The sequence below is a fragment of the Streptomyces sp. NPDC059957 genome, assembly GCF_042730015.1.
Classification (GTDB): domain Bacteria; phylum Actinomycetota; class Actinomycetes; order Streptomycetales; family Streptomycetaceae; genus Streptomyces.
This window is the reverse complement of record NZ_JBHWMB010000077.1, coordinates 16,818-38,772: the sequence shown is the minus strand read 5'-3', so window position 1 is coordinate 38,772 and position 21,955 is coordinate 16,818. Positions and strand designations below refer to the sequence as shown.

Here is a 21,955-nt window from a genome sequence, read left to right as displayed (position 1 = left end):
CCACCGGGACGCCCTCGCCGACCACCTCCGCCCGGACCCGCAGGAGCGCCCGGACGCGGACCGGCCCGCCGAGACGCTCCTGCGCCTCCTCACCGGTGCATGGACCACCCAGGCCCTCGCCGCGTTCGCGCGCCTGGGCCTGCCCGACGCCATGGACCCGTACACGGCCACCGGCACCCGGGAGCTCGCCCGGCGTACCGCCACCCGGCCCGAGAACCTGGCCACGCTGCTGCGCTACCTCACGATGCTCGGCGTCGTGGCCGAGAACCCTGAGGACACCACGGACGCCGAGGGCACCCAGCAGACCGGCGACACCGGGGACACCGGTAAAGAGGAAAGCTTCCGCCTCACCCGGCTCGGAGCCCTGCTCCGCGCGGACTCCCCGGACACGATGCGCCCGCTGGCCCTGATGTACGCGGGCCCCTTCTACCGGTCCTTCGCCGCCCTCGACCACACCGTACGGACCGGGCAGCCGGCCTTCGACCACCTCTTCGGTGAGAACCACTTCGACCACTTCGCACGCGACCCCGAACTCGCCGACCTCTTCGACCGTTCCATGGCCGCCAGTTCGCGCATGTTCCAACCGCTCCCCGCCCACCCCGTGATCACCACCGCGGCCCAGGCATCCGCCCCGCGGACCGTCGTCGACGTCGCCGGCGGCAACGGCGAACTCCTCGGGCGCATCCTGACCGCGCACCCGGGGCTGCGGGGCACGCTCCTGGAGCGACCGCACGCCGTCGAGGCCGCCCGCCGCTCGCTCGACGCCGCGGGCTGCGGTGATCGCTGCGACTACCGCAGCGGCGACTTCGCGGACGTACCGCACGGCGGCGACGTGTACGTCCTCTCCCGCATCCTGCACGACTGGGACGACGACCGGTGCCGGGAGATCCTGCGCCACTGCGCCCGTGCGATGCCCGCGCACGCCGACCTGCTGATCATCGAACGGCTGCTGCCCGCCGACGGCGCCCCCTCGCTGGCCACCGCCTGGGACCTCCACATGATGTGCAACGTGGGTGGTCGCGAACGCCGCGCCGAGCACTACGCCCGCCTGCTCGCCGACGCCGGACTGGAGCTGCTCGACCACACACCGCTCCCCCTGGAGGCGTACGTCCTGCACGCCCGCAAGGCCCGGTAGGCGAGGCCCGCGGGCGGCGCTCCTCCAGGGCGAGCCCATCTCCTCCCGATCACGGGAATTTAGCCGTGGGGTCCTCGGTTGGTGTGCATAGTTCAACAGTCAACCAGTCTGGGAGTGGGAAGAATGAGCGGGATGCAGTTCGGGATCTTCACCGTGGGCGACCTGACCGAGGACCCCACGACCGGGAAAACGGGCACCGAGCGCGACCGCATCAAGGCCATGGTCACCATCGCCCTCCACGCGGAGCAGGCGGGCCTCGACGTTTTCGCCACCGGTGAGCACCACAATCCGCCGTTCGTCCCCTCCTCCCCGACCACGATGCTCGGGTGGATCGCCGCCCGCACCGAGAAGCTCCTCCTGTCGACGTCCACGACCTTGATCACCACCAATGACCCGGTGAAGATCGCCGAGGACTACGCGATGCTCCAGCACCTGGCCGACGGCCGCGTGGACCTGATGATGGGGCGCGGCAACACCGGGCCGGTCTACCCGTGGTTCGGCAAGGACATCCGCGACGGCATCGACCTGGCGCTGGAGAACTACGAGCTGCTGCACCAGCTGTGGCGCCGGGACTCGGTCGACTGGGAAGGCAAGTTCCGTACGCCGCTCCAGTCGTTCACCTCGACCCCGCGCCCGCTGGACGGCGTACCGCCCTTCGTCTGGCACGGCTCGATCCGCTCCCCGGAGATCGCCGAACAGGCCGCGTTCTACGGGGACGGGTTCTTCCACAACAACATCTTCTGGCCCAAGGAGCACACCGAGAGGATGGTCCGGCTCTACCGCCGCCGCTACGCCCACTACGGCCACGGCACCGAGGAGCAGGCGATCGTAGGCCTGGGCGGTCACGTGTTCATGCGCGCCAACAGCCAGGACGCCGTACGGGAGTTCCGCCCGTACTTCGACCGGGCCCCGGTCTACGGCAACGGCCCGTCGCTCGAGGACTTCTCCCGCGAGACGCCGCTCACCGTCGGCTCTCCCCAACAGGTCATCGAGCGGACACTGTCCTTCCGCGACTATGCGGGTGACTACCAGCGCCAGCTCTTCCTCGTGGACCACGCGGGTCTGCCGCTGAAGACCGTGCTGGAGCAGATCGACCTCCTCGGCGAGCAGGTCGTACCGGTCCTGCGCAAGGAGTTCGCCATCGGTCGGCCCGCGAACGTGCCGGACGCGCCCACGCACGCCTCCCTCGTCGCGGCGCGCGACGCCGAGACCGCTGTCGCACCGTGACCACGAACCCCTCACCCCAGGAAGGCGGATCCGCCGCCATGAGCACGCTGCGACTGGTCGCGATCACCGCCGGCTTGAGCCGGCCCTCTTCGACCCGTCTGCTGACCGACCGCCTGACCGACTCGGCGAAGAGACTCCTTGCCGACCGGGGCGTGACGGCGGAGGTCGAGACGGTCGAACTGCGCGACCTCGCCGTCGACATCGCCACGGCCATGACCACCGGCTTCCCCGTCGGACGGCTACGGGACGCCCTGGACGCGGTCGCCCGGGCCGACGGCCTGATAGCCGTGACCCCGGTCTTCACCGCGTCCTACAGCGGGCTGTTCAAGTCGTTCTTCGACATCCTCGACAAGGACGCCCTCACCGGGACGCCCGTCGTCATCGCGGCCACCGGCGGCACCGCCCGCCACTCCCTCGCCCTGGAACACGCGCTGCGCCCCCTGTTCTCCTACCTGCGCGCGTTCGTCGTCCCGACCGCCGTCTACGCAGCCTCCGAGGACTGGGGCAACACCGACGGCCTCGTGCCCCGGATCGAGCGTGCCGCCGGGGAACTCGCCGACCAGCTCTCCGGGAGCCGCGGGCGCGAACGCGAGCGCGTAACGGCCGACGAGTTCGAGGACGTCACGCCCTTCGAGGAGAGGATGGCGAGCCTGCGCCGGCGGTAGGCACCGGCGCCACAGGGGTGCCGACGGGTGCGGGCGGGTGTTCGACGAGGACGCCGACCAGGAGGCCGTGCCCGGAAACGTTCGACGAGCCGGCCTCCGAGCGTCAGCGCGGCAGGGTGGAGTAGTAGCGTCGGCAGGCGCGGAGCATTCCCTCGTCGGAGAGGGTGAACACGTCGACGAACTCCCGCTGCTGCGGGGCGAGACGGCCCATCGCGACCACGCAGTCCCCCTCGGCGACGATCCGGGTGATGTGGTGCCGGACCCCGTCGCTCCGGGGGGCTTCCAGGTCGGGTCCGAGGCTGCCCGCGTGCAGGAGGGACCCGTAGCCGTCGACGTCCCCGCTGTCGAGGTAGTGGTACGCGAGACGGACGTGATCGACCCCGGAGTCGGTGATGACGGGGCTGGGCGGGATCCGCCTCGGGTGCCGGCTGGTCATGGGGGTCCTTTCGTACGGCCGCCGCCCCTCCGGGAGCGACAGGTACACCGTCCTCCGGGCCCGCAACTCGGGGCTATCCCCTCCCTATCACCGGCGCCGGTCCGTGCGGCGCCTCCCCCGCGCCGCGATGGCCTGAACTGCACGGTCCCGTTCACCGCCACGAAATCTCCACACCATGGACAACCGGAGACGTGTTCGGGAAGACTGACCTCCGCTCCACCCGTCTTCCCTCCCGGCTCGACCGCGTCGTGCATGCGGTGCGAGCGGGATCAGGCATGCCCCAGCTGGGAGTCTCATGACCGTTTCACCCGGCGGGGTTCCGCCAACCCCCGACTCGGTGGTTTTCCGGCTTCTCGGGCCGTTACAGGTTGCCGGTCTCGGTGGTCCGGTACGCGTTCCACCCGGCCGGCAGGAGATCATCCTGGCCGCGCTGCTGCTCGAGGCGAACCGGGTGGTGAGCACCGACTACCTCGTCGATCTGATCTGGGACGACGAACCCCCGGACACCGCCCGCACCCAGGTGCAGATCTGCGTGTCGCGGCTGCGCAAGCTGTTCAGCACGGCGGTGATCCCGGCCGCGATCACCACCCGGCCGCCGGGGTACGTGCTCAAGACGGAGGGCGACCTCGTCGACTCCGCGCTGTTCGCCCGCACCGTCACCGAAGCGCGCGCGCTGGCCAAGCAGGGCGAGCTGGGCAGCGCGGCGGAACTTCTGCGCACGGCAGGCGAGTTGTGGCAGGGCGACTGCCTCAGCGGGGTGTCGAGCGAGACACTTCGGAGCAAAGCCCTGCAGCTGGACGAGGAACGCCTGACGGTGGCCGAGACCCGGATCGGGCTGGAACTGGATCTGGGCCGCCACCACCAGCTCGTGGGCGAGATCCAGCTGCTCGTACGGGTCCACCCGCTGCGGGAGCGGCTGCGCGGACAGCTGATGCTCGCGCTGTACCGCTCGGGGCGGCAGGCGGAAGCCCTGGAGAGCTACCGGGTCGGGCGCGAGCTGCTGGTGGAGGAGCTCGGCCTGGAGCCGGGATCCGAGCTGCGGGCGCTGGAATCAGCCATCCTTGCGGGCGAGGTCGCCCCGCCGTCCCGGCCCGGGGCCGGCGGCTACGGCGCCGAGGGTGCGGAACCGAGTACGGGTACGCGTACGGCTACGGCCACGGCTACGGGCGCCGCTCCGGCCTCCGCCGCGGGCACGGCTCCCTCCTCGGCTGCCCCCTCGCCCGGTGACGCGCCCGGATCCGAGCGGGACACCGCGCTGCCGCCCACGTCCCCGCCCTCACCCGGACCCGGACCCGGACCCGGAGCCAGCTCGTACCGGGAGGAGATTCCACGCCAACTCCCCGCCGACACCTCCGATTTCGTCGGGGACGAGACACAGATCGGCCGGATCGAGCGGACGCTGCTCGGAGAGGGCGGCCGGGCGGTCGGGCTCGCCGTGGTCGTCGGCAAGCCGGGCACCGGCAAGTCCACGCTGGCGACGCACATCGCGCACCGGCTGAGCGAAGACGCCTTCCCCGACGGCCAGTTGTACTGCGACCTGCGCGGCACCGGCACTCCCGCGACCTCCTCCGAGGTACTCGGCCGGTTCCTGCGCGCACTGGGCATCCCGGGGCCGGTGATCCCCGAGTCGCAGGACGAGCGCGCCGAGATGTACCGCACCATGATGGCCTCACGGCGGGTACTGGTGGTGCTCGACGACGCGGCGTCGGAGAGCCAGATCCGCCCCTTGCTGCCCGGGAGTTGCAGCTGCGCCGTGCTCGTCACCAGCCGGGTCCGGCTGACCGGGCTGCCGGGCGCGCACCGCGTGGAGCTCGACGTGATGAGCACCGAGCACGCGCTGGAGCTGCTGGTACGGGTGATCGGCGAGGACCGGGTCAGGAGCGAAGAGGTCGCCGCCGAGGCACTGATCCGCACGGTCGGCGGACTGCCGCTGGCGCTGCGGATCGTCGCCGCCCGGCTGGCGGCCCGGCCGCACTGGACACTCGCCTCGATGGTGCACCGGCTCGCCAACGAGCGTCACCGACTGGACGAGTTGACGCACGGCGAGATGACCATGCGGGCCAGTCTCTCGCTCACGCACGACGGGCTGGCCGCGGCGGACCGCCGACTGCTGCGCCTGCTGAGCCTCGCGAAGGGGCCGACCCTTCCGGGCTGGCTGGCCGGGGCACTGCTGGACGACGACCGCCCCTTCCCCTCCGATCTCCTCGAACCGCTCGTCGACGTACAGATGCTGGACGTCGTCGGGGTCGAGTCCACCGGCGGCTTCCGCTACCGCTTCCACGAGATCATCCGGGTGTTCGCGCGGGAGCAGCTCGCCGCGCACGACGAGCCGGCCACGCAGACGTCAGCGCTCGGGCGGATGCTGGGCGGCTGGCTGTCGCTGGCCGAGCAGGCCCACCGGCGCATCTACGGTGGGGACTTCACCGTGCTCCACGGGAGCGCACCGCGCTGGGAGCCGCCCGCCCGGTGCGTGGAAGAACTGCTCGTGGATCCGCTGGAGTGGCTCGACAGCGAGCACGCGAACCTCGTCCAGGCCGTCGAGCACGCCGCGGCGGCGCAGATGGACGAGCTGTGCTGGGACCTGGCGACGACGCTGACGACGCTGTTCGAGGGCCGGGGCTACTTCGACGACTGGGAGCGCACGCACCAACTGGCACTGGAGGCCGTCCGGGCGGCGGGCAACAAGCGCGGCACCGCGGCCCTGCTCGGATCGCTGGGCGTGCTGTACCTCGGCCGCAGCCAGAAGGAGGAGTCCCGGGCGGCGCTGACCTCCGCGCTCGGGCTGTTCCAGGAGCTGGACGACTCCCACGGGCTGGCGCTGTGCCACCGGGACCTGGCCCTGCTGGAGCGGATGCAGGGCAACGAGGAGCACGCGCTGACCCTGTACGACCGGGCGCTGCGGGATTTCGACCAAGTCGGTGACGTGGTGGGCCGGGCCATCGTCCTGACGCAGAGCGCGCAGATCTGGATGGTGCGCGGCCGGCTCTCGGCCGCGCAGGACCGGCTGGACGAGGCGCTCGGCATCTACCGTTCGGTGGGGTACACGGGCGGGCAGGCCAGAACGCTGCGCAGGGCGGGGCAGCTGTCGCAGGCCCGCGGTGAACACGAGCGCGCGGTGCGGACGTTCACCGAAGTGCTGGAGCTGTGCCGGGACACCGGGGACGTGATCGGCGAGGGGCACCTGCTGCGGGACCTGGGCCATGCGCACGCCGAGCTCGGCCGGGGTGAGGCCGCCCGCGGCTTCTACGCTCAGGCCCTGTCGGTCCGCGAGCAGATCATGGACCAGGGCGGGGCGGCGCTGGTGCGACTGGATCTGGCGAGACTGCTGATGGCGAGCGGGGGCGCCGGTGAGCGCTCGCGGTCGCGGGAGCTCCTGGAAAGTTCGGTACGGGTCTTCCGCGATCGGCGGATGGACTCCGAACTCGCCGAGGCGATGCGGCTGCTGGGTTCGGCCGCGCTGCCGGCCCGGCCGGTCGTGGTCCAGGCGGCGGGCCAGGTCATCGGTGGTGCTCATGCGGCCCCGGCCGTGAGAACGGCTCTGGGCTCGGGGGTTCCTCACGCACCGGCGAGCGGGGCGGCTGCCGGAGTCTGAGGGCTGGATCTGACGGCGGGATCCGACGGCGAGGTCTGACGACGGGGTCTGACGGCGAGGTCTGACGGCGGGATAAGACGGCGGGTCTGACGCCGCGGCCGTGCGGGGGACGTCAGTCCCACGGGTTGGTGTCCGTGGTGGTGCTCGGCGACGGGGTGGCCTGCGGGGCCGGGTTGCCGGCCGTGGTGGCGGGGGCGACCGGGCCGTCGGCCTGGGCGACCTGGGCACCGAACACGGCCGCGCCGGCGATGACGGCGGTCACGAGGGCGGTGCGGAAGGCGGTGGCGAGCGTCATTTCTGAGTCCCTTCGTCGGTGCGCTCCGGTTCTTCCGGGGCGCTTCCTTCGTTCTGGGACACACGTTAGGAAGAGCGGGAATCCCCGCACCGTTCCCGGCCCTATCCCCGCGCTATCACGGGCGCCCCCGGGCGGTGATAGGTGCGGGCCCGCCCGCCCACGGCGACGGCGGGTGCGGTGCCGGCGGGTCCGCGCGGTGATAGGACGGCCCACCGGAGGCGGTTCGTCCGGGGATGCCGGGGCGATAGCGCGCTGCCGACGATGGGAGTCAGGAACCGGGCCGTTTCATCCCAGGCCCTGTCGTTCCCCACCACCACCGCCGGGAGCGCACATGCACAGCACGGCCGTCGCCGCCGCAGTCCCCCTCGCACAGGAGGACACCCGACTGGGAGTCCTGATCCGGGCCCACCGGCTGCGGATCGGGCTCACCCAGCGGGAGCTGGCCGATCTGTCCACCATCAGCGTCCGCGCCATCCGTGATCTGGAGCAGGGCAAGGCGAGACGGCCCCGTCCCGACACGCTGCGCCTGATGGGCGACGCGCTGCGGCTGGGCCCGCGGGCCCGGGCCTCGCTCGAGGCGGCCGTCCAGCGGGGACGGGTGACCGGTGCGGGCTGGGAGCAGCCGCCCGCTCCTCCGACTGCCCTGCACCCGATGGTGGGCCGGGAAGCGGAGCTGGCGGGGCTGGAACGGGAGCTCTCCTCGGGCGCGGAGCGGCTGGTCCACCTGGTCGGGCTGGCCGGTGTGGGCAAGACGCGGCTGGCGCTGGCGGTGGCCGAGCGGTTGCACGCGGCCGGGATGCCCGTGCTCTGGCACGCCTTCCCCGGTGCCGCCGCCGACCACCTGGGCTGCGCGGAGGGCGAGCCGGCCGCCCGGGTAGCGGCGGCGGTCGCCGAGCTGTTCGCGCCTGGGAACGGCGAGCGGCACCCGGATGCGGCCGATTCGGTCGATGCGGTCGATGCGGTCGACTCCCTGGCGGAACTGCTGGGCGATCAGACCGTGTTGCTGGTGCTCGACGGCGCTGCGGCGGGTGCGGCCCGGTGCGACCGGCTGACGGGGCTGCTGCGCGTCTGCCCGGGGCTGCGCCTGTTGGTGACCTCCGACCAGCCGTGGGAGGTCCCCGGTGAACGGATCTTCCTGCTGGCGCCACTGGAGGTGCCCGCCTCCGGATCGGTGGACACCTCGATCCCGTCGGTGAGGCTGCTCCTCGACCATGTCCGGCGGGTGCGCCCGGAGTTCGCCCCGACGGCGGCCGACGAGGAGCACGCGGCGTGGATCTGCCGCCGTCTGGACGGGCATCCGGGGGCACTGGGCGCGGCCGCCTCCTGGCTGGTCGTGTGCGATCTGCCCACGCTGTGCGACAGCCTCGACGAGGATCCGGTGGCCCTGCTCGACGACCTGGGCGGCCGGCCGGGGGCCGACGGCTTCCGCGGTGTGCTGCACCACCGGCTGGACCGGCTCTCGCCCGCCGCCCGGGACCTGTTGGAGGCGCTGTGCGGCCGGGCCGGCGAGGAGTTCGAGCTGGCCGGGATCACCGCCCTCACCGGCGGCGGCCTGGCCGGGGCCGGCCGGCTGCTGCGCGAGCTGCTGATCAGCGGCGTGGTGCGGGCCGCGCACGAGGGCGGCAGCTCCCGCTTCCGGGTCCTGGGGCTGGTCCGGGCGGCGTGCCGGGCCGCGTGCGGGGCCGCCGCCGCCCCGAAGCCCCGTACGGCTGCCGCCACTGCCGCCTGAACTGCTGGCCGAGTGCCGGAGCAACTGCCGCAGGCCCCGGGGGGCCGCCGGTTGGATGGCGTACGGCCGGACCGCACGGCAGAACCCGGACCGGCGTCCGGACCCCGCTCGACCGCCCGCCACGGAGACCATTTTGAGGAGCACCGGCATGTCCCCCAAGCCCGCTGAACCGAGCAGCACCGCGCACGGGCCGGTCGCTGCGCGGCTGCCGCTGTCGGCGGCGCAACGCGACATCTGGATGGCCCACGGGCTGGACGCCTCAGGCTGCCGCTACAACATCGGGGAGTACCGCGAGATCCTGGGCGACCTCGATCCGGAGCTGCTCGCCCGGGCCTGGTACCAGCTGGCCCGCGAGGCGGACGCGCTGCGCATCCGCGGCACCGGTGCGGACGAGGACGGCGGCCTGTGGCAGCTGGTGCGGGCCGAACCGGGCGACCGGAAGCTGGAGTTGCTGGACCTGAGCGGCGAGCCGGACCCCGCGGGGGCGGCCCGGGAGCACATGAACGTGGAGCTGGCCCGGCCCTTCGACCTGGTGGACGGCTGGCTGACCCGGCACGTCCTGATCGACGCGGGCACCGCGCCCGGCGGCGAACGGCGCTGGTTCTACTTCCACGCCTTCCACCACCTGGCCGTCGACGGCCTGGGGGTTGCCCTGATGGACCAGCGGCTGGTGGAACTGTACGAGCGGGGCGCGGCCGGCGAGCCCTGGGGGCCGAGCCCGTTCGGGACGCTGGAGGCGCTGTTCGCCGAGGACGCGCGGTACCGGACGTCGCCGGAGGCGGCGGCGGACCGGGCGCACTGGGCCGGGCACCTCGCGGGGCTGCCGCAGACCCCGCGGCTCGGTGAAGGCCGCAGCGGCGGACCGGCTCCGGGTGCGCTGCCGTTCGTACGGCGCACCGTGGTGTTGCCGCCGGACCGGGCGGACCGGCTGCGGGCGGTGGCTCGGGAGCGGCGGGCGCCCTGGACGATGCTGGTGATCGCGCTCGTCGCGGCCTACGTGCACCGGGTGAGCGGGAGCACCGAGCCGGTGCTCGGGCTTCCGGTGACGGGTCGGCGTACGGAACTGGCCCGGCGCACACCGGGGATGATGTCGAACGTGGTGCCGCTGCGGGTGCCGGTGGCGCCCGGTGGGACGCTCGCCGAACTGCTGGCGGCCGTGGTCAAGGAGACGCGGCAGGGCCTGGCGCACCAGCGCACCCGGTACGAGGACATGTGCCGCGACCTCGGTGTCGGTGAGTCGGAGCGGCGCATCACGGCGCCGCTGGTCAACATCATGGCCTTCACCCCGGGGATGCGGTTCTGCGGCTTCCCGACGACGCAGCACAACATGAGCAACGGTCCCGTGGAGGACCTGGCGGTCGGTGTCTACGATCTGGGGCCCGAGGACGGTCTCCGGATCGACTTCGATGCGGCTCCGCAGGTCTGCGACCTCGCCGCGGTGGCCGGGCACCAGGACCGGTTCCTGCGGTTCGTGACCGCCGCGCTGGACTCGGAACTCGACGTTCCTTTGTCGGAGCTGGAGTTGCTGGGTGAGACCGAGCGGCGCCAGGTGCTGGAGGAGTGGACCGGCCGGCGCACCGAGATCGGGGAGGCCACCCTCGTCGACCGCTTCGAGGAGCAGGCACGCACCCGCCCCGAGGCCCGCGCCCTGGTCTTCGGCGACGAGGAACTCACCTACGGCGAACTCGACGCCCGTGCCAACCGACTCGCCCACCACCTCACCGAACACGGCCTGAAACGCGGCGACTTGGCCGGAGTCCTCCTCGACCGCGGAACCGACTTCGCCGTCGCCCTCCTCGCCGTCCTCAAGACCGGCGCCGCATACGCCCTCCTGGACCCCGAATTCCCCGACGAACGGCTCGCCGGTACGGCTGCCGAGGCCGGTCTGCGGGTTCTGGTGAGCGACGGGTCGCACCACGCCCGGGTGGGCAGCGGGCCCTGGACGGCCGTGCTGGTCGACGCCGAGGACGGGGCCATCGGCCGCCGGCCCTCAGGGCCCCTGGCCATCCGGCTGACGCCCGCCGACGCGGCCTGCGTGATGTTCACCTCCGGCTCGACCGGACGCCCCAAGGGCATCCTGTCCTCCCACCGCAACCTCGTCTCCACCCTCACCGCCCAGACCTACGCACACTTCGGGCCGCAGGAGGTCTTCCTCCAGTGCTCCCCCGTGTCCTGGGACGCCTTCAGCCTCGAATTCTGGGGCGCCCTCCTCCACGGCGGCACCACCGTCCTCCAACCCGGCCAACGCCCCGAACCCGCAGCCATCGCCGCGCTGGCTCCGCGCCACGCGATGACCATGCTCCAGCTCTCCTCCAGCCTCTTCAACTTCCTGACCGACGAACACCCCGAGTCCTTCTCGACCACCCGGATCGTCTACACGGGCGGCGAACCCGCCTCCCCCACCCACGTCCACCGGCTCCACGCCCGATACCCCGGGCTGACCATCACCAACGGCTACGGCCCAGCCGAATCGATGGGCTTCACCACCACCCACCCCGTCCCGGTCACGGACCAGGTGGCGGGCACGGTGTCCATCGGCCGACCACTCACCAACAAGCACGCCTACGTCCTCGACGCGCGACTACGCCCCACCCCGCCCGGCACCACCGGTGAGCTGTACCTCGCCGGCGACGGCCTCGCACACGGCTACCTCGCCCAACCCACCACCACCGCCACCAGCTTCGTCCCCAACCCCTACGGGCCCCCCGGCTCCCGCCTCTACCGCACCGGCGACCAAGCCCACTGGGACAACAACGGCAACCTCCACTACACCGGCCGCACCGACACCCAGATCAAGATCCGCGGCTTCCGCGTCGAGACGACGGAGATCGAGACCGTCCTCACCACGCACCCGGAGATCGCCCAGGCCACCCTCTCGACCCACCCCGACCACCACAACACGCCCCAGCTGACGGCCTACCTCGTCGCGACCACCCCCGGCCTCTCGGGGCAGGACGTCCGGCTCTGGTTGCGCACGCTGCTGCCGGACCACATGGTCCCGGCCTTCGTGGTCCTGCTGGACCGGCTGCCGCTCACCCCGAACGGGAAGATCGACAAGCGGGCCCTGCCCGTCCCCGAGGCGGCCTCCACGGCCGGCGGACGCGCTCCGCGCACCGAGCTGGAGGCATCGGTCCTCGCGCACTTCGCCGAAGCCCTGAACACGACGGCGCCGCTCTCCATCGACGACGGCTTCTTCGACCTCGGCGGCCACTCCCTGCTGGCCGCCCGCCTCACCAACCGGATCGGCGCCGGCCTCGGCGTCACCCTGACCCTCCGCGACGTCTTCCAGCACCCGACGCCCGCCACCCTCGCCCAGCGCATCGAAAGCCTGCGCCGGTCCGCCCCGGCGGCGCCCCGCCGGGCCCGGCCCGCGCTGCGCCGCCGCACCACCGACCAGGAACGGAGTTCCTCATGAGCAACGACACGTACCCGGACTTCACGCCCGCGCCCGACGACGTGGTGTGGGACCTGCCGGGCGAGGGCCCGCAGCGGACCTCGCTGCTGGTCCTGCCCCACGCCGGCGGCAACGCGCACGCGTACGCCGAATGGCGCCAGTACCTGCCCGCCGACGTCCGGCTGCTGATCGGCCAGTACCCGGGCCGGGGCGCCCGCTTCGCGGAGGACCTGCCCCGCACCATCGCCGACCTGGCCGGTCCCGTCGTGGCCTCGCTGCCCGCGGGGACCACCGACGACCTCGTGGTGCTCGGGCACAGCATGGGCTCGCTGGTCGCCTTCGAGGTGGTACGGGCCCTGCAGGCGGCGGGCCGCACCCCGCGGGCACTGGTCGCCTCGGCCTGCCGGGCCCCCTTCCTCGCCAACCCGTGCGCGGTGCACCCCGAACTCCTGGACGACGACGAGCTGGTCGCCGCCATCAAGGAGCGCGGGGGCACCGACGACGGCATCCTCGACGAGCCGGAGCTGCGGGAGATCATCATCCCGTCCATCCGCGCCGACTTCGCGATCGACGACGTCTACCGCTGCGAGGAGTCCGAGGCCCGCGTGGACTGCCCGCTGACGGTGATCGGCGGGGACGCCGACCCGGTCGCTCCGGCCGCTTCGCTGGACCGCTGGGCGCAGCTCACCGACCATCCCTTCGCCTCGTTCGTGCTGCCCGGCGGCCACTTCTACTTCCAGCAGCAGCTGCCCGAGTTCTTCGCCGTCCTCGCCTCCGTCGTCGGCGGCCGGGCCACGGCCGCCTCCGCCGCCTGACCGTCCGACTTCCCCGCCCCTACCGCCTCCTCAACTCCGCGCCCTCTTAAGGACCTTCCATGACCACGTTCGCAGACGCCCCCGCCGACACCGGCATCCGTCCGATCCGCGAGGCCGGCAAGCCCGTCGTCGTCCAGACCCCGGCCGGCGCCGACCTGGAGACGGCAGTCGCCTGGCTGAACACCCACCGCGCCTCCATCCAGGCCGAGTTGCACCGCTCGGGTGCGGTCCTGCTGCGCGGGCTGCCCGTCTCGGACGCGGCGACCTTCGCCGCCGCCCGCGACGCACTGATCCAGCGGCGCGCGGGCTACAAGGAGAAGGCGACCCCGCGCACCGACTTCGGCGAGGGCGTCTTCTCCTCCACCGATCTGCCGGCCGTGCAGCCGATCCGGCTCCACAACGAGAACAGCTACACCCTCGACTTCCCCGGCGTGCTGCTGTTCGGCTGCGTGATCGCCCCCGAGGAGGGCGGCGCCACCACGGTCGGCGACATGCGGGAGGCGCTGCGCCTGCTGCCGCCGGAGCTGGTGGAGCGGTTCGCCCGGGCCGGCTGGCTGCTCGTGCGCAACTACTCGGAGCTCGCGGGCCTGCCCTGGTACAAGACGTTCGCGACCGAGGACAAGGCGGTCGCGGAGGCCTACTGCGAGGAGAACACGGTGGGCTACGAGTGGGTCGAGGAGGACGACTCGATGATCACCCGGCAGCGCCGCTCGGCGATCGTCACGCACCCCGCCACCGGCGAGAAGACCTGGTTCAACCACTTCGCCTTCTGGAACAGCCGCACCCTGGACCCGGACGTGCGCGAGGTGCTCGTCGAGACGTACGGCGACGACGGCCTTCCCTTCAACACCTTCCTGGGCGACGGGACGCGCCTGACCGACGCCGAGGTCGACGCGATCAACGACGTGTACGACCGGGTCACGGTCCGCGAGACCTGGCAGCAGGGCGACCTGATGCTCGTCGACAACATCCTGTGCGCCCACGGCCGCGAGGCCTACAAGGGCGATCGCAAGATCCTGGTCGCCATGGGAGAGCCGGTCGCCCTGGCCGACTGCGCCCCCGCCACCCAGCCGTCCACCACCGTCTTCGCCGGGGAGTGACCACCATGACCGCCGTGCTTCCCGAGCGTTCCCGTACCTCCGAGACCGCGCCGCAGGACGCGCCGCAGGACGCCTCCTACGACGCCCCGCGCGCCGTCGCCGACCTGCTGGACCGGCTCGCGCTGGTCCCCGCCGCGCGGACCGCCGTCGTCGGCGCCGACCGCGAGCTGTCCTTCGGCGCACTGCGCGCCGAGGCGATGCGGATAGCGGCCCGCCTGACGGCCCGCGGCATCGGGCCCGAGAGCGTGGTCGCCCTCGCCCTGCCGCGCGGCGCCGGCCTCGTGGCCGCCCTGATCGGCACCCTGACCGCGGGCGCCGGCTACCTTCCGGTCGACCCGAAGCTGCCCGCCGAGCGGCGCCGCTACCTGGTCGAGGACTCCGGCGCCGACCTCGTCGTGACCGCCGGCCCGGACGGCGAGCCGCTCGCCGCCGGTACCGAGCACCTGTCCCTGGCCGAACTGACCGCGCCGGACGGGACGCCGGACCCCGCGTACGCCCCAGTGGCCGTGTCCGCCGACACCCTCGCCTACGTGATCTACACCTCCGGTTCGACCGGCCGCCCCAAGGGGGTGGAGATCGGCCGCGCCGCCGCCTCCGCGCTGCTCGCCGAGCTGGAGGGCGCGGACATCGCGGCCACCGACGGCGGCCGGGTCGGCTGGAACGCGTCCCCCTCCTTCGACGCCTCCGTGCAGCAGTGGGTGCGCATCTGCCGCGGCGACACCCTGGTGATGATCGACGAGGAGACCAGGGCCGATCCGGCGCTGCTGGCCCGCTTCGTCGACGAACAGGCCCTGACCGACCTGGACATCACCCCGTCACACGCCGAGCCGCTGCTGGACCTGCTGAGCGCGGACGGCGGGCCCCGCCCGCTGACGCTCCTCATCGGCGGCGAGGCGGTCGGCCCGGAGCTGTGGCGGCGCCTCGCGGAGAAGGGGGCGCAGGGCGTCCTGCGCACGGTGAACCTGTACGGGCCCACCGAGTGCACGGTGGACTCCACGGCGGGCTGGATCGACGGCGCGGACGAGCCGCACATCGGCAGCGTGCTGCCCGGACTGCGCATGCGCGTCCTCGACGAGAAGCTGAACCCGGTCGCCGAGGGCGACAGCGGCGAGCTCTACCTGGCGGGCCCCCGCGTGGGCCGCGGCTACCGGCGCCGGCCCGCCCTGACGGCGGAACGGTTCACCGCCGACTCCGGCGCGGACGCCTCGTACGGCGGGCGGATGTACCGTACCGGCGACCTGGTGCGGCTGCTGCCGGACGGCCGGCTCGGCTACCTGGGCCGGGCCGACGGACAGGTCAAGCTGCGCGGGCACCGCATCGAACTCCCGGAGATCGAGGCCGCGCTGACCGCGGTCGACGGGGTCGCGGAGGCGGCCGTCCTGCTCCTCGACGAGGTGCACGGGGCCCCCGGGCTGGTGGCGTACTACCGCGCGACGACCGGCACGGTCACCAAGGGCGCCCTGCGCGAGCACCTGGGGGCGGCGCTGCCCGCCTACATGCTCCCGGCGGCCTTCGTCGCCCTGGACCGCTTCCCCACGACCACGAACGGCAAGCTGGACCGGGCGGCGCTGCCCGCCCCGGCCGCCGCCTCCCCGGAGCGGGCCCCGGCCGCCGAGGGCCTGACCCGGTCGCAGGAACTGATCGCGGGCGTCTGGGCGGCGGTGCTCGGCGCCTCCAGCGTCGGACCCGACGACAACTTCTTCAAGCTGGGCGGGCATTCGCTGCTGGCGATCAAGCTGGTGTCGCGGGTCCGGGCCGAGCTGGGCGTCGCCCTGCCGGTGAAGGCGGTCTACGCCAACCCCCGCCTGCGGGACCTCGCCTCCCACCTCGACACGCTCGTCGCGGCGACCGCCGGCGCGAGCGCCGACGCGGCCGCCGCACGCCAGGACAGTTAGGACAGTCAGGACATGACCGAGATCCCGTTGTCGTTCGCCCAGCGCCGGCTGTGGTTCCTGGGCCGGCTGCACGGACCGTCCGCCACCTACAACGCCCCCGTGGTCGTCCGCCTGGACGCGGTCCCCGACACCGCGGCCCTCGGCGCGGCACTGGCCGACGTGGTGGAGCGGCACGAGGTGCTGCGGACCGTGCTGCCCGCCGGGGCCGACGCGGAACCGTACCAGCGGGTGCTGGAGACGGCCGCCGTACCCGGTCTCACCACCCGGGACTGCACGCCCGGCGAACTGGACGACGCCGTCGCCGCGTTCACCCGGCAGGCGATCGACATCACCGCCGAACCGCCGCTGCGCGCCCGGCTGTTGCTCCCCGGCGACGGGACCTCGGTACTCGTCCTGCTCATCCACCACGTGGCCACCGACGGGTGGTCCGTACGCCCCCTGCTGCGCGACCTGTCGGAGGCGTACGGGGCCCGCCTCGCGGGCCGCGCACCGGACCGGGAGCCGCTGCCGGTCCAGTACACGGACTACAGCCAGTGGCAGCACGAGCTGCTCGGCGACCCCGCCGACCCGGACGGCCTCGCCCACGAGCAGGTGGAGCACTGGCGGGAGGTCCTGGCCGGCGCCCCGCAGGTCATCGCCCTGCCCGCCGACCGGCCGCGCCCGGCGGAACCATCGGGCCGGGGTGCCACCGTGACCTCCCGGCTGGACGCGGCCGGTCACCGCGGGCTGCTCGCCCTGGCCCGCGGCCACCGGGCGAGCCTGACGATGGCGGCGCGCGCCGCACTGGCGGCGGCGCTGTCGGCCACCGGCGCGGGCGAGGACGTCGTGATCGGGGCGCCCGTCGCGGGCCGGCCCGACGAGGACCTGTACGACCTGGTCGGCTTCTTCGTCAACTCCCTCGCCCTGCGCACGGATCTGTCGGGCGACCCCTCGGTCGGCGAGCTGCTGCACCGGGTACGGGACGCCGACCTGGCGGCCTACGAGAACCAGGAGCTGCCCTTCGATCTGCTGGTGGAGCGGCTCGCACCGGAACGCGCCCTGGGCCACCACCCGTTCTTCCAGGTGATGCTGACGGTGGACGCGGGGACCGGATCGTCCGAGCCGGTGGAGCTGGCCGGCGGGATCGGCGGCCGACTGGAGGAAATCGGCCTGGACGCGGCCAAGTTCGACCTCACCTGGTACTGCGCGGAGCAGCACACCGCGGACGGCGCCCCCGACGGGATGGACATCGCCCTCCAGTACGCGGTGGACCTCTTCGACGAGGACACGGCGCGGCTGCTGCTGGAGGTGTACGTACGGGCCCTCGGCGCGTTCGCCGCCTCGGCGCAGGACCCGGACCGGCTCCTGGCCGAGCTGGACCTGGTGACGGCCGGGGAGTCGCGGGCGCTGGCCGCCCGGCAGGCGACGGCCGCCCCGGACACGGCCGCTCCGGCGCCGGCCGGTCCGGTGCGCAGCGACGTCCTGTCGCCGCGCGAGGAGATCCTGTGCGGACTGTTCGCGGAGGTGCTGGGCCGCGAGGCGCTCGGCGCCGACGCCAACTTCTTCAAATCGGGCGGGCATTCGCTGCTGGCGAGCAAGCTGGTCAACCGGATCAGGGGTGCGCTCGGCCTGGAACTCGGCATTCGCGACCTGTTCCTGGCGCCGACGCCGACCGCGCTGCACCGCCGTCTCGCCGAACTGGGCGGCGCGGCCACGAGCAGGCCGGCGCTGACGGCCGCGGGCGGTCGGCCGGAGCGGCTCCCGATGTCGGCGGCGCAGCGGGCGCTGTGGCTGCTGGACCGGATCGAGGGGTCCTCCGCGACCTACAACGCGCCGCTGGTGCTGCGCCTGGCGGAGGTCCCGGACCGGGCGGCCCTCGCGGACGCGCTGGGTGACGTGGTGGGACGGCACGAGGTGCTGCGCACCGTGTACGGCTCCGAGGGCGGCGAACCGTACCAGCGGGTGCTGGGCGCGGCGGGGATCGAGACGGCGGGCCTCGAGGTGACGCCGTGCGCCCCGCAGGCCCTGGAGGGGCTGGTCGCCGGCTTCGGCCGCGAGCCCTTCGACCTCGCGCTGCGGCCGCCGATGCGGGCCCGGCTGTTCCTGCCGGGGGACGGCACCGCGGTACTGGTGCTCCTGGTGCACCACATCGCGACCGACGGGTGGTCGATCGCCCCGCTGCTGCGGGACCTGGGCGAGGCGTACGAGGCGCGGCGCACGGGCCGGGCTCCCGCGTGGCGGGCGCTGCCGGTCCAGTACGCGGACTACGCCCTGTGGCAGGGCGAGCTGCTGGCGGATCCGGCGGAGCTGCTCGGCTTCTGGAAGACGGCCCTGGACGGCATGCCGGCCCGGACCGCCCTGCCCGTGGACCGGCCCCGGCCGGCCGAGCCCTCGGGGCGGGCGGTGACCGTGTCGGCGGAGCTGGACGCCGCGGCGCACCGGGCCCTGCTCTCCCTGGCGCGCGGGCGCCGCGCCAGCCTGTTCATGGTGGCCCGCGCCGCACTGGCGAAGGCCCTGTCGGCCGCCGGTGCCGGGGAGGACCTGGCGATCGGCACCCCGGTGGCGGGCCGGCCCGACCAGGACCTGCACGATCTGGTCGGCTGCTTCGTCAACTCCCTGGTGCTGCGCACCGATCTGTCCGGGGACCCGTCGGTCGGGGCGTTCGTCGAGCGCGTGCGGGACGCCGACCTGGCCGCGTTCGACCACCAGGACCTGCCCTTCGACGTGCTGGTGGAGCAGCTGGCCGAGCCGGGGCGGTCGCTGGGCGAACACCCCTTCTTCCAGGTGATGCTGACCGTTCAGGAGGCCGCGGACGACGTGGTGCGGCTCGGTGGCGTCCGGGGGCGGGCGACGAGCACCGACCTGGGCGCCGCGAAGTTCGACCTCTCCTTCCACTGCGCCGCCCGCCGGGGCGCGGACGGTGCGCCGGACGGCATGGACGTACACGTGCAGTACGCCGAGGACCTCTTCGACGGGGAGACGGCGCGGCTGCTGCTGGAGGTGTACGTACGGGCCCTGCGCGCGTTCGCTGCATCCGCGGAGTCCCCGGAGTCCCCGGATTCCTGGCTGGGCGCGCTGGAGCTGGTGACGGCCGAGGAGGAGGCGGGGCTCGTCCGGCGCCGTGAGCGCGTCGCCGCGGCCGCGGTGGCCGCGGCGCAGCGGCCTGTGGCGGCCGCCCCCGTGGCGCTCTCGCCCCGGGAGGAGATCCTCTGCGGGCTGTTCGCCGAGGTGCTGGGCCGCGAGGAGATCGGCGCCGACGCCAACTTCTTCAAGTCGGGCGGGCATTCGCTGCTGGCGAGCAAGCTCGTCAACCGGATCCGGGCGGTGCTCGGTGTGGAGGCGGGCATCCGGGACCTGTTCCTGGCCCCGACGGCCACGAGCCTGCACCGGCGGCTGGCCTCGGCCGGCCAGGCGGACTCCCGGCCGGCCCTGGCGCCCGCCGAGCGGCGGCCGGAGCGGCTTCCGCTGTCGTACGCGCAGCGCCGGCTCTGGTTCACCGACCAGCTGGAGGGGCCGTCCCCCGCGTACAACATCGCCCTGGTACGGCGCCTGGACCGGCCGTTGGACCCGGCGGCGCTCGCCGACGCCCTGGCCGACGTGGTGGCCCGGCACGAGGTGCTGCGCACGGTGTACGGGGCCGAGGGCGGCGAACCGTACCAGCGGGTGCTGGAGCGGGCCCGGCCGCAGCTGGAGCTGGCGCGTCCCCAGGACGTGGGCGCCGCCGTGGACGAGGCGGCGGGGCACGTCTTCGACCTGACCCGCGATCTGCCGCTGCGGGCCTGGCTGTTCCTGCCGGACGGGGAGGGCCCGCAGACGCTGGTCCTGCTCCTGCACCACATCGCGGCCGACGGCTGGTCCACGGGGCCGCTGCTGGCCGATCTGGCCTGCGCGTACGAGTCGCGGCTGGCCGGTCGGGCCCCCGGCGCACGGCCGCTCGCGGTGCAGTACGCCGACTACACGCTGTGGCAGCGGGAGCTGCTCGCCGACGCCCGGCCCGAACTGGACTTCTGGCAGCGGACCTTGACCGGCTTGCCACCGCTGATCGACCTGCCGTCCGACCGGCACCGGCCGGCCGAGCCCTCCGGGCGCGGGGCCCTCACCGGTTTCGCGGTGTCCCCGGACGCCCACGGACGCCTCCTGCGCCTGGCCCACGCCCAGGGCGCCACGCTCTTCATGGTGGTGCAGGCGGCGCTCGCCGCGGCCCTGACCCGGCTCGGAGCGGGCACGGACCTCGCGCTCGGCACGACGGTTGCCGGTCGCGGCGACGACGCACTGTCGGGACTGGTCGGCTTCTTCGTGAACACCCTGGTCCTGCGCACCGACACGGGCGGCGATCCGACCTTCGAGGAGCTGCTCGGGCGGGTCCGGGAGGCGGGCCTGGCGGCGTACGCGCACCAGGACCTCCCCTTCGACCTGCTGGTGGAGCACGTGAACCCGCACCGGTCCGCGGCCCACCACCCGCTGGTGCAGGTGATGCTCCAGGTCAACCGGGCGGACACGGGCGCGGGAAGCGGCGCCGACGGCGGCCCGCTGGCCGGTACGGAACTGCCGTACGGGTCGGCGACGGCGAAGAACGACCTGACGTTCGCGTTGACGGAGCACGCCGAAGGCGGTCTGTCGGGCGTGCTGGAGTACTCCACCGACCTGTACGGGGAGGCCGGCGCCGAGCGGCTGGCCGGGCTGCTCGTGGCGGCGCTGGAGCTGTTCGGCGCCGACCCCGGCCGCCGGGTCGGCGACCTCCCGGCGCCGGCCGACCGGCGGGGGCCGCGACCGCCGGCCGGCGGCTACCCGATCGACGTGGAACACGTCGCGGCGGTGCTCGCGGAGCACCCGGCGGTGGCCGGGGCGCGGGTCCGCGTACTGGAGGACCGGCTGGTCGCGGAGGTGCTGGACCGCGAGGGCCCGGCCGGCCCGCTGACCGAGGCGGCCCTGCAGGAGTGGGCGGCGGACCGGCTGCCGGAGTACGCGGTCCCCTCGGCGGTGCACCTCCTCGCGGGGGCGGCGCCGGACCAGGGGGCGGCACGGGGCCCGGCGCGCCCCGCGGCGGATCCCACGCCGGATCCCACGGCCGGGTCCACGGCGCGGGCGGCGGCCGGGCCGCCGGCGGAGGCTGCTGCCGGGTCCGCGCCGCGTGCTCCGGGCCGGCCCCAGGGCCCGGCCGGAGCCTCGGACCGAGCTCAGGACCCGGCCGGCGCCGCGGGCCGGGCGCCCGCTGCGGACGGTGACGACCGGCACGGGGACGAGCGGCGCGGGGACGACCGGCACGGGGACGAGCGGCGCGGGGACGACCGGCTCGCGCCGGCGCTGCTGCGGCTGTTCGCGGAGGTGCTGGAGCGGGGGCAGCTCGGCCCGGACGACAACTTCTTCAAGTCCGGCGGGCATTCCCTGCTCGCGGTCCGGCTGGTCAACCGGATCAAGGCGGAGCTGGGCCGGGAGCTGACCCTGCGCGAGGTGTTCCGGCACCCGACGCCGGCCCGGCTGGCGGCGCTGCTCGCGTCGGCGCCGCCGGTCCCGCCGACCCCGCCGCCGGCCCTGCACCGCCGCACCCGCGCGGGCTCCCGGGTCCGCCAGCCGTAGCGGCGGAGCGGCACGCCCCGCCAGCCGTAGCGGCGGAGCGGCACGCCCCGCCGGCCGTAGCGGCGACGCGCCACGCCCCTCCCCGTACACCGCACGTGAGGCCCTCCCCGGCAGCC

At 74.0% G+C, this 21,955-nt stretch carries 12 protein-coding genes; 10 read left to right on the top strand and 2 right to left on the bottom strand.

Features of this window, described 5'->3' with window-relative positions; translation table 11 throughout:
- From ACFWBW_RS34675 to ACFWBW_RS34665, 3 genes are all read left to right on the top strand, one after another.
- Positions 1-1,135: methyltransferase (locus tag ACFWBW_RS34675; RefSeq protein ID WP_385381384.1), on the top strand; the 1,135-nt coding region annotated here is incomplete at its 5' end.
- 132 nt (positions 1,136-1,267) lie between these two features.
- Positions 1,268-2,362 carry an LLM class flavin-dependent oxidoreductase gene (locus tag ACFWBW_RS34670; protein WP_385381387.1) on the top strand — a complete coding sequence of 365 codons (1,095 nt, stop codon included), beginning with the start codon at positions 1,268-1,270 and terminating at the stop codon, positions 2,360-2,362.
- Positions 2,363-2,400: 38 nt separating this feature from the next.
- Complete coding sequence (locus ACFWBW_RS34665; RefSeq protein ID WP_385381381.1) at positions 2,401-3,027, top strand: FMN reductase; 627 nt, start codon at positions 2,401-2,403, stop codon at positions 3,025-3,027.
- 103 nt (positions 3,028-3,130) lie between these two features.
- Here ACFWBW_RS34665 and ACFWBW_RS34660 read toward each other — a convergent pair whose 3' ends face one another.
- Positions 3,131-3,463 (bottom strand): nuclear transport factor 2 family protein, encoded by a 333-nt coding sequence (locus ACFWBW_RS34660; RefSeq protein ID WP_385381378.1) that lies wholly within the window; start codon positions 3,461-3,463, stop codon positions 3,131-3,133.
- A 295-nt stretch (positions 3,464-3,758) separates the two neighbouring features.
- Here ACFWBW_RS34660 and ACFWBW_RS34655 point away from each other — a divergent pair, with 295 nt between their 5' ends.
- Entirely contained in the window at positions 3,759-7,055 is a 3,297-nt protein-coding gene (locus tag ACFWBW_RS34655; RefSeq protein ID WP_385381375.1) for a BTAD domain-containing putative transcriptional regulator, read from the top strand.
- A 112-nt stretch (positions 7,056-7,167) separates the two neighbouring features.
- Here the strand turns inward: ACFWBW_RS34655 and ACFWBW_RS34650 are convergent, their stop codons facing one another.
- Entirely contained in the window at positions 7,168-7,350 is a 183-nt protein-coding gene (locus ACFWBW_RS34650) for a hypothetical protein (RefSeq protein WP_385381373.1), read from the bottom strand.
- A 331-nt stretch (positions 7,351-7,681) separates the two neighbouring features.
- Between ACFWBW_RS34650 and ACFWBW_RS34645 the strand changes: the two genes are divergently transcribed.
- The 6 genes from ACFWBW_RS34645 to ACFWBW_RS34620 all read left to right on the top strand — a co-directional run bounded on the left by ACFWBW_RS34645 (position 7,682) and on the right by ACFWBW_RS34620 (position 21,839).
- On the top strand, positions 7,682-9,079 hold the full coding sequence (locus ACFWBW_RS34645) for an AAA family ATPase (RefSeq protein ID WP_385381370.1): 1,398 nt from the start codon (positions 7,682-7,684) through the stop codon (positions 9,077-9,079).
- A 148-nt stretch (positions 9,080-9,227) separates the two neighbouring features.
- The gene (locus ACFWBW_RS34640; RefSeq protein ID WP_385381367.1) at positions 9,228-12,494 is read left to right on the top strand and encodes an amino acid adenylation domain-containing protein; all 3,267 of its coding nucleotides are present in this window, start codon (positions 9,228-9,230) and stop codon (positions 12,492-12,494) included.
- Positions 12,491-13,288, top strand: a complete 798-nt coding sequence (locus ACFWBW_RS34635) for a thioesterase II family protein (protein WP_385381365.1) — start codon at positions 12,491-12,493, stop codon at positions 13,286-13,288. The genes ACFWBW_RS34640 and ACFWBW_RS34635 overlap by 4 nt, the downstream gene beginning before the upstream one ends.
- Before the next feature lie 59 nt (positions 13,289-13,347).
- On the top strand, positions 13,348-14,388 hold the full coding sequence (locus ACFWBW_RS34630; protein WP_385381362.1) for a TauD/TfdA family dioxygenase: 1,041 nt from the start codon (positions 13,348-13,350) through the stop codon (positions 14,386-14,388).
- A gap of 5 nt (positions 14,389-14,393) precedes the next feature.
- Positions 14,394-16,283, top strand: a complete 1,890-nt coding sequence (locus tag ACFWBW_RS34625) for an amino acid adenylation domain-containing protein (protein WP_385381359.1) — start codon at positions 14,394-14,396, stop codon at positions 16,281-16,283.
- A 12-nt stretch (positions 16,284-16,295) separates the two neighbouring features.
- On the top strand, positions 16,296-21,839 hold the full coding sequence (locus ACFWBW_RS34620; RefSeq protein WP_385381355.1) for a condensation domain-containing protein: 5,544 nt from the start codon (positions 16,296-16,298) through the stop codon (positions 21,837-21,839).
- Positions 21,840-21,955 lie beyond the last annotated feature (116 nt).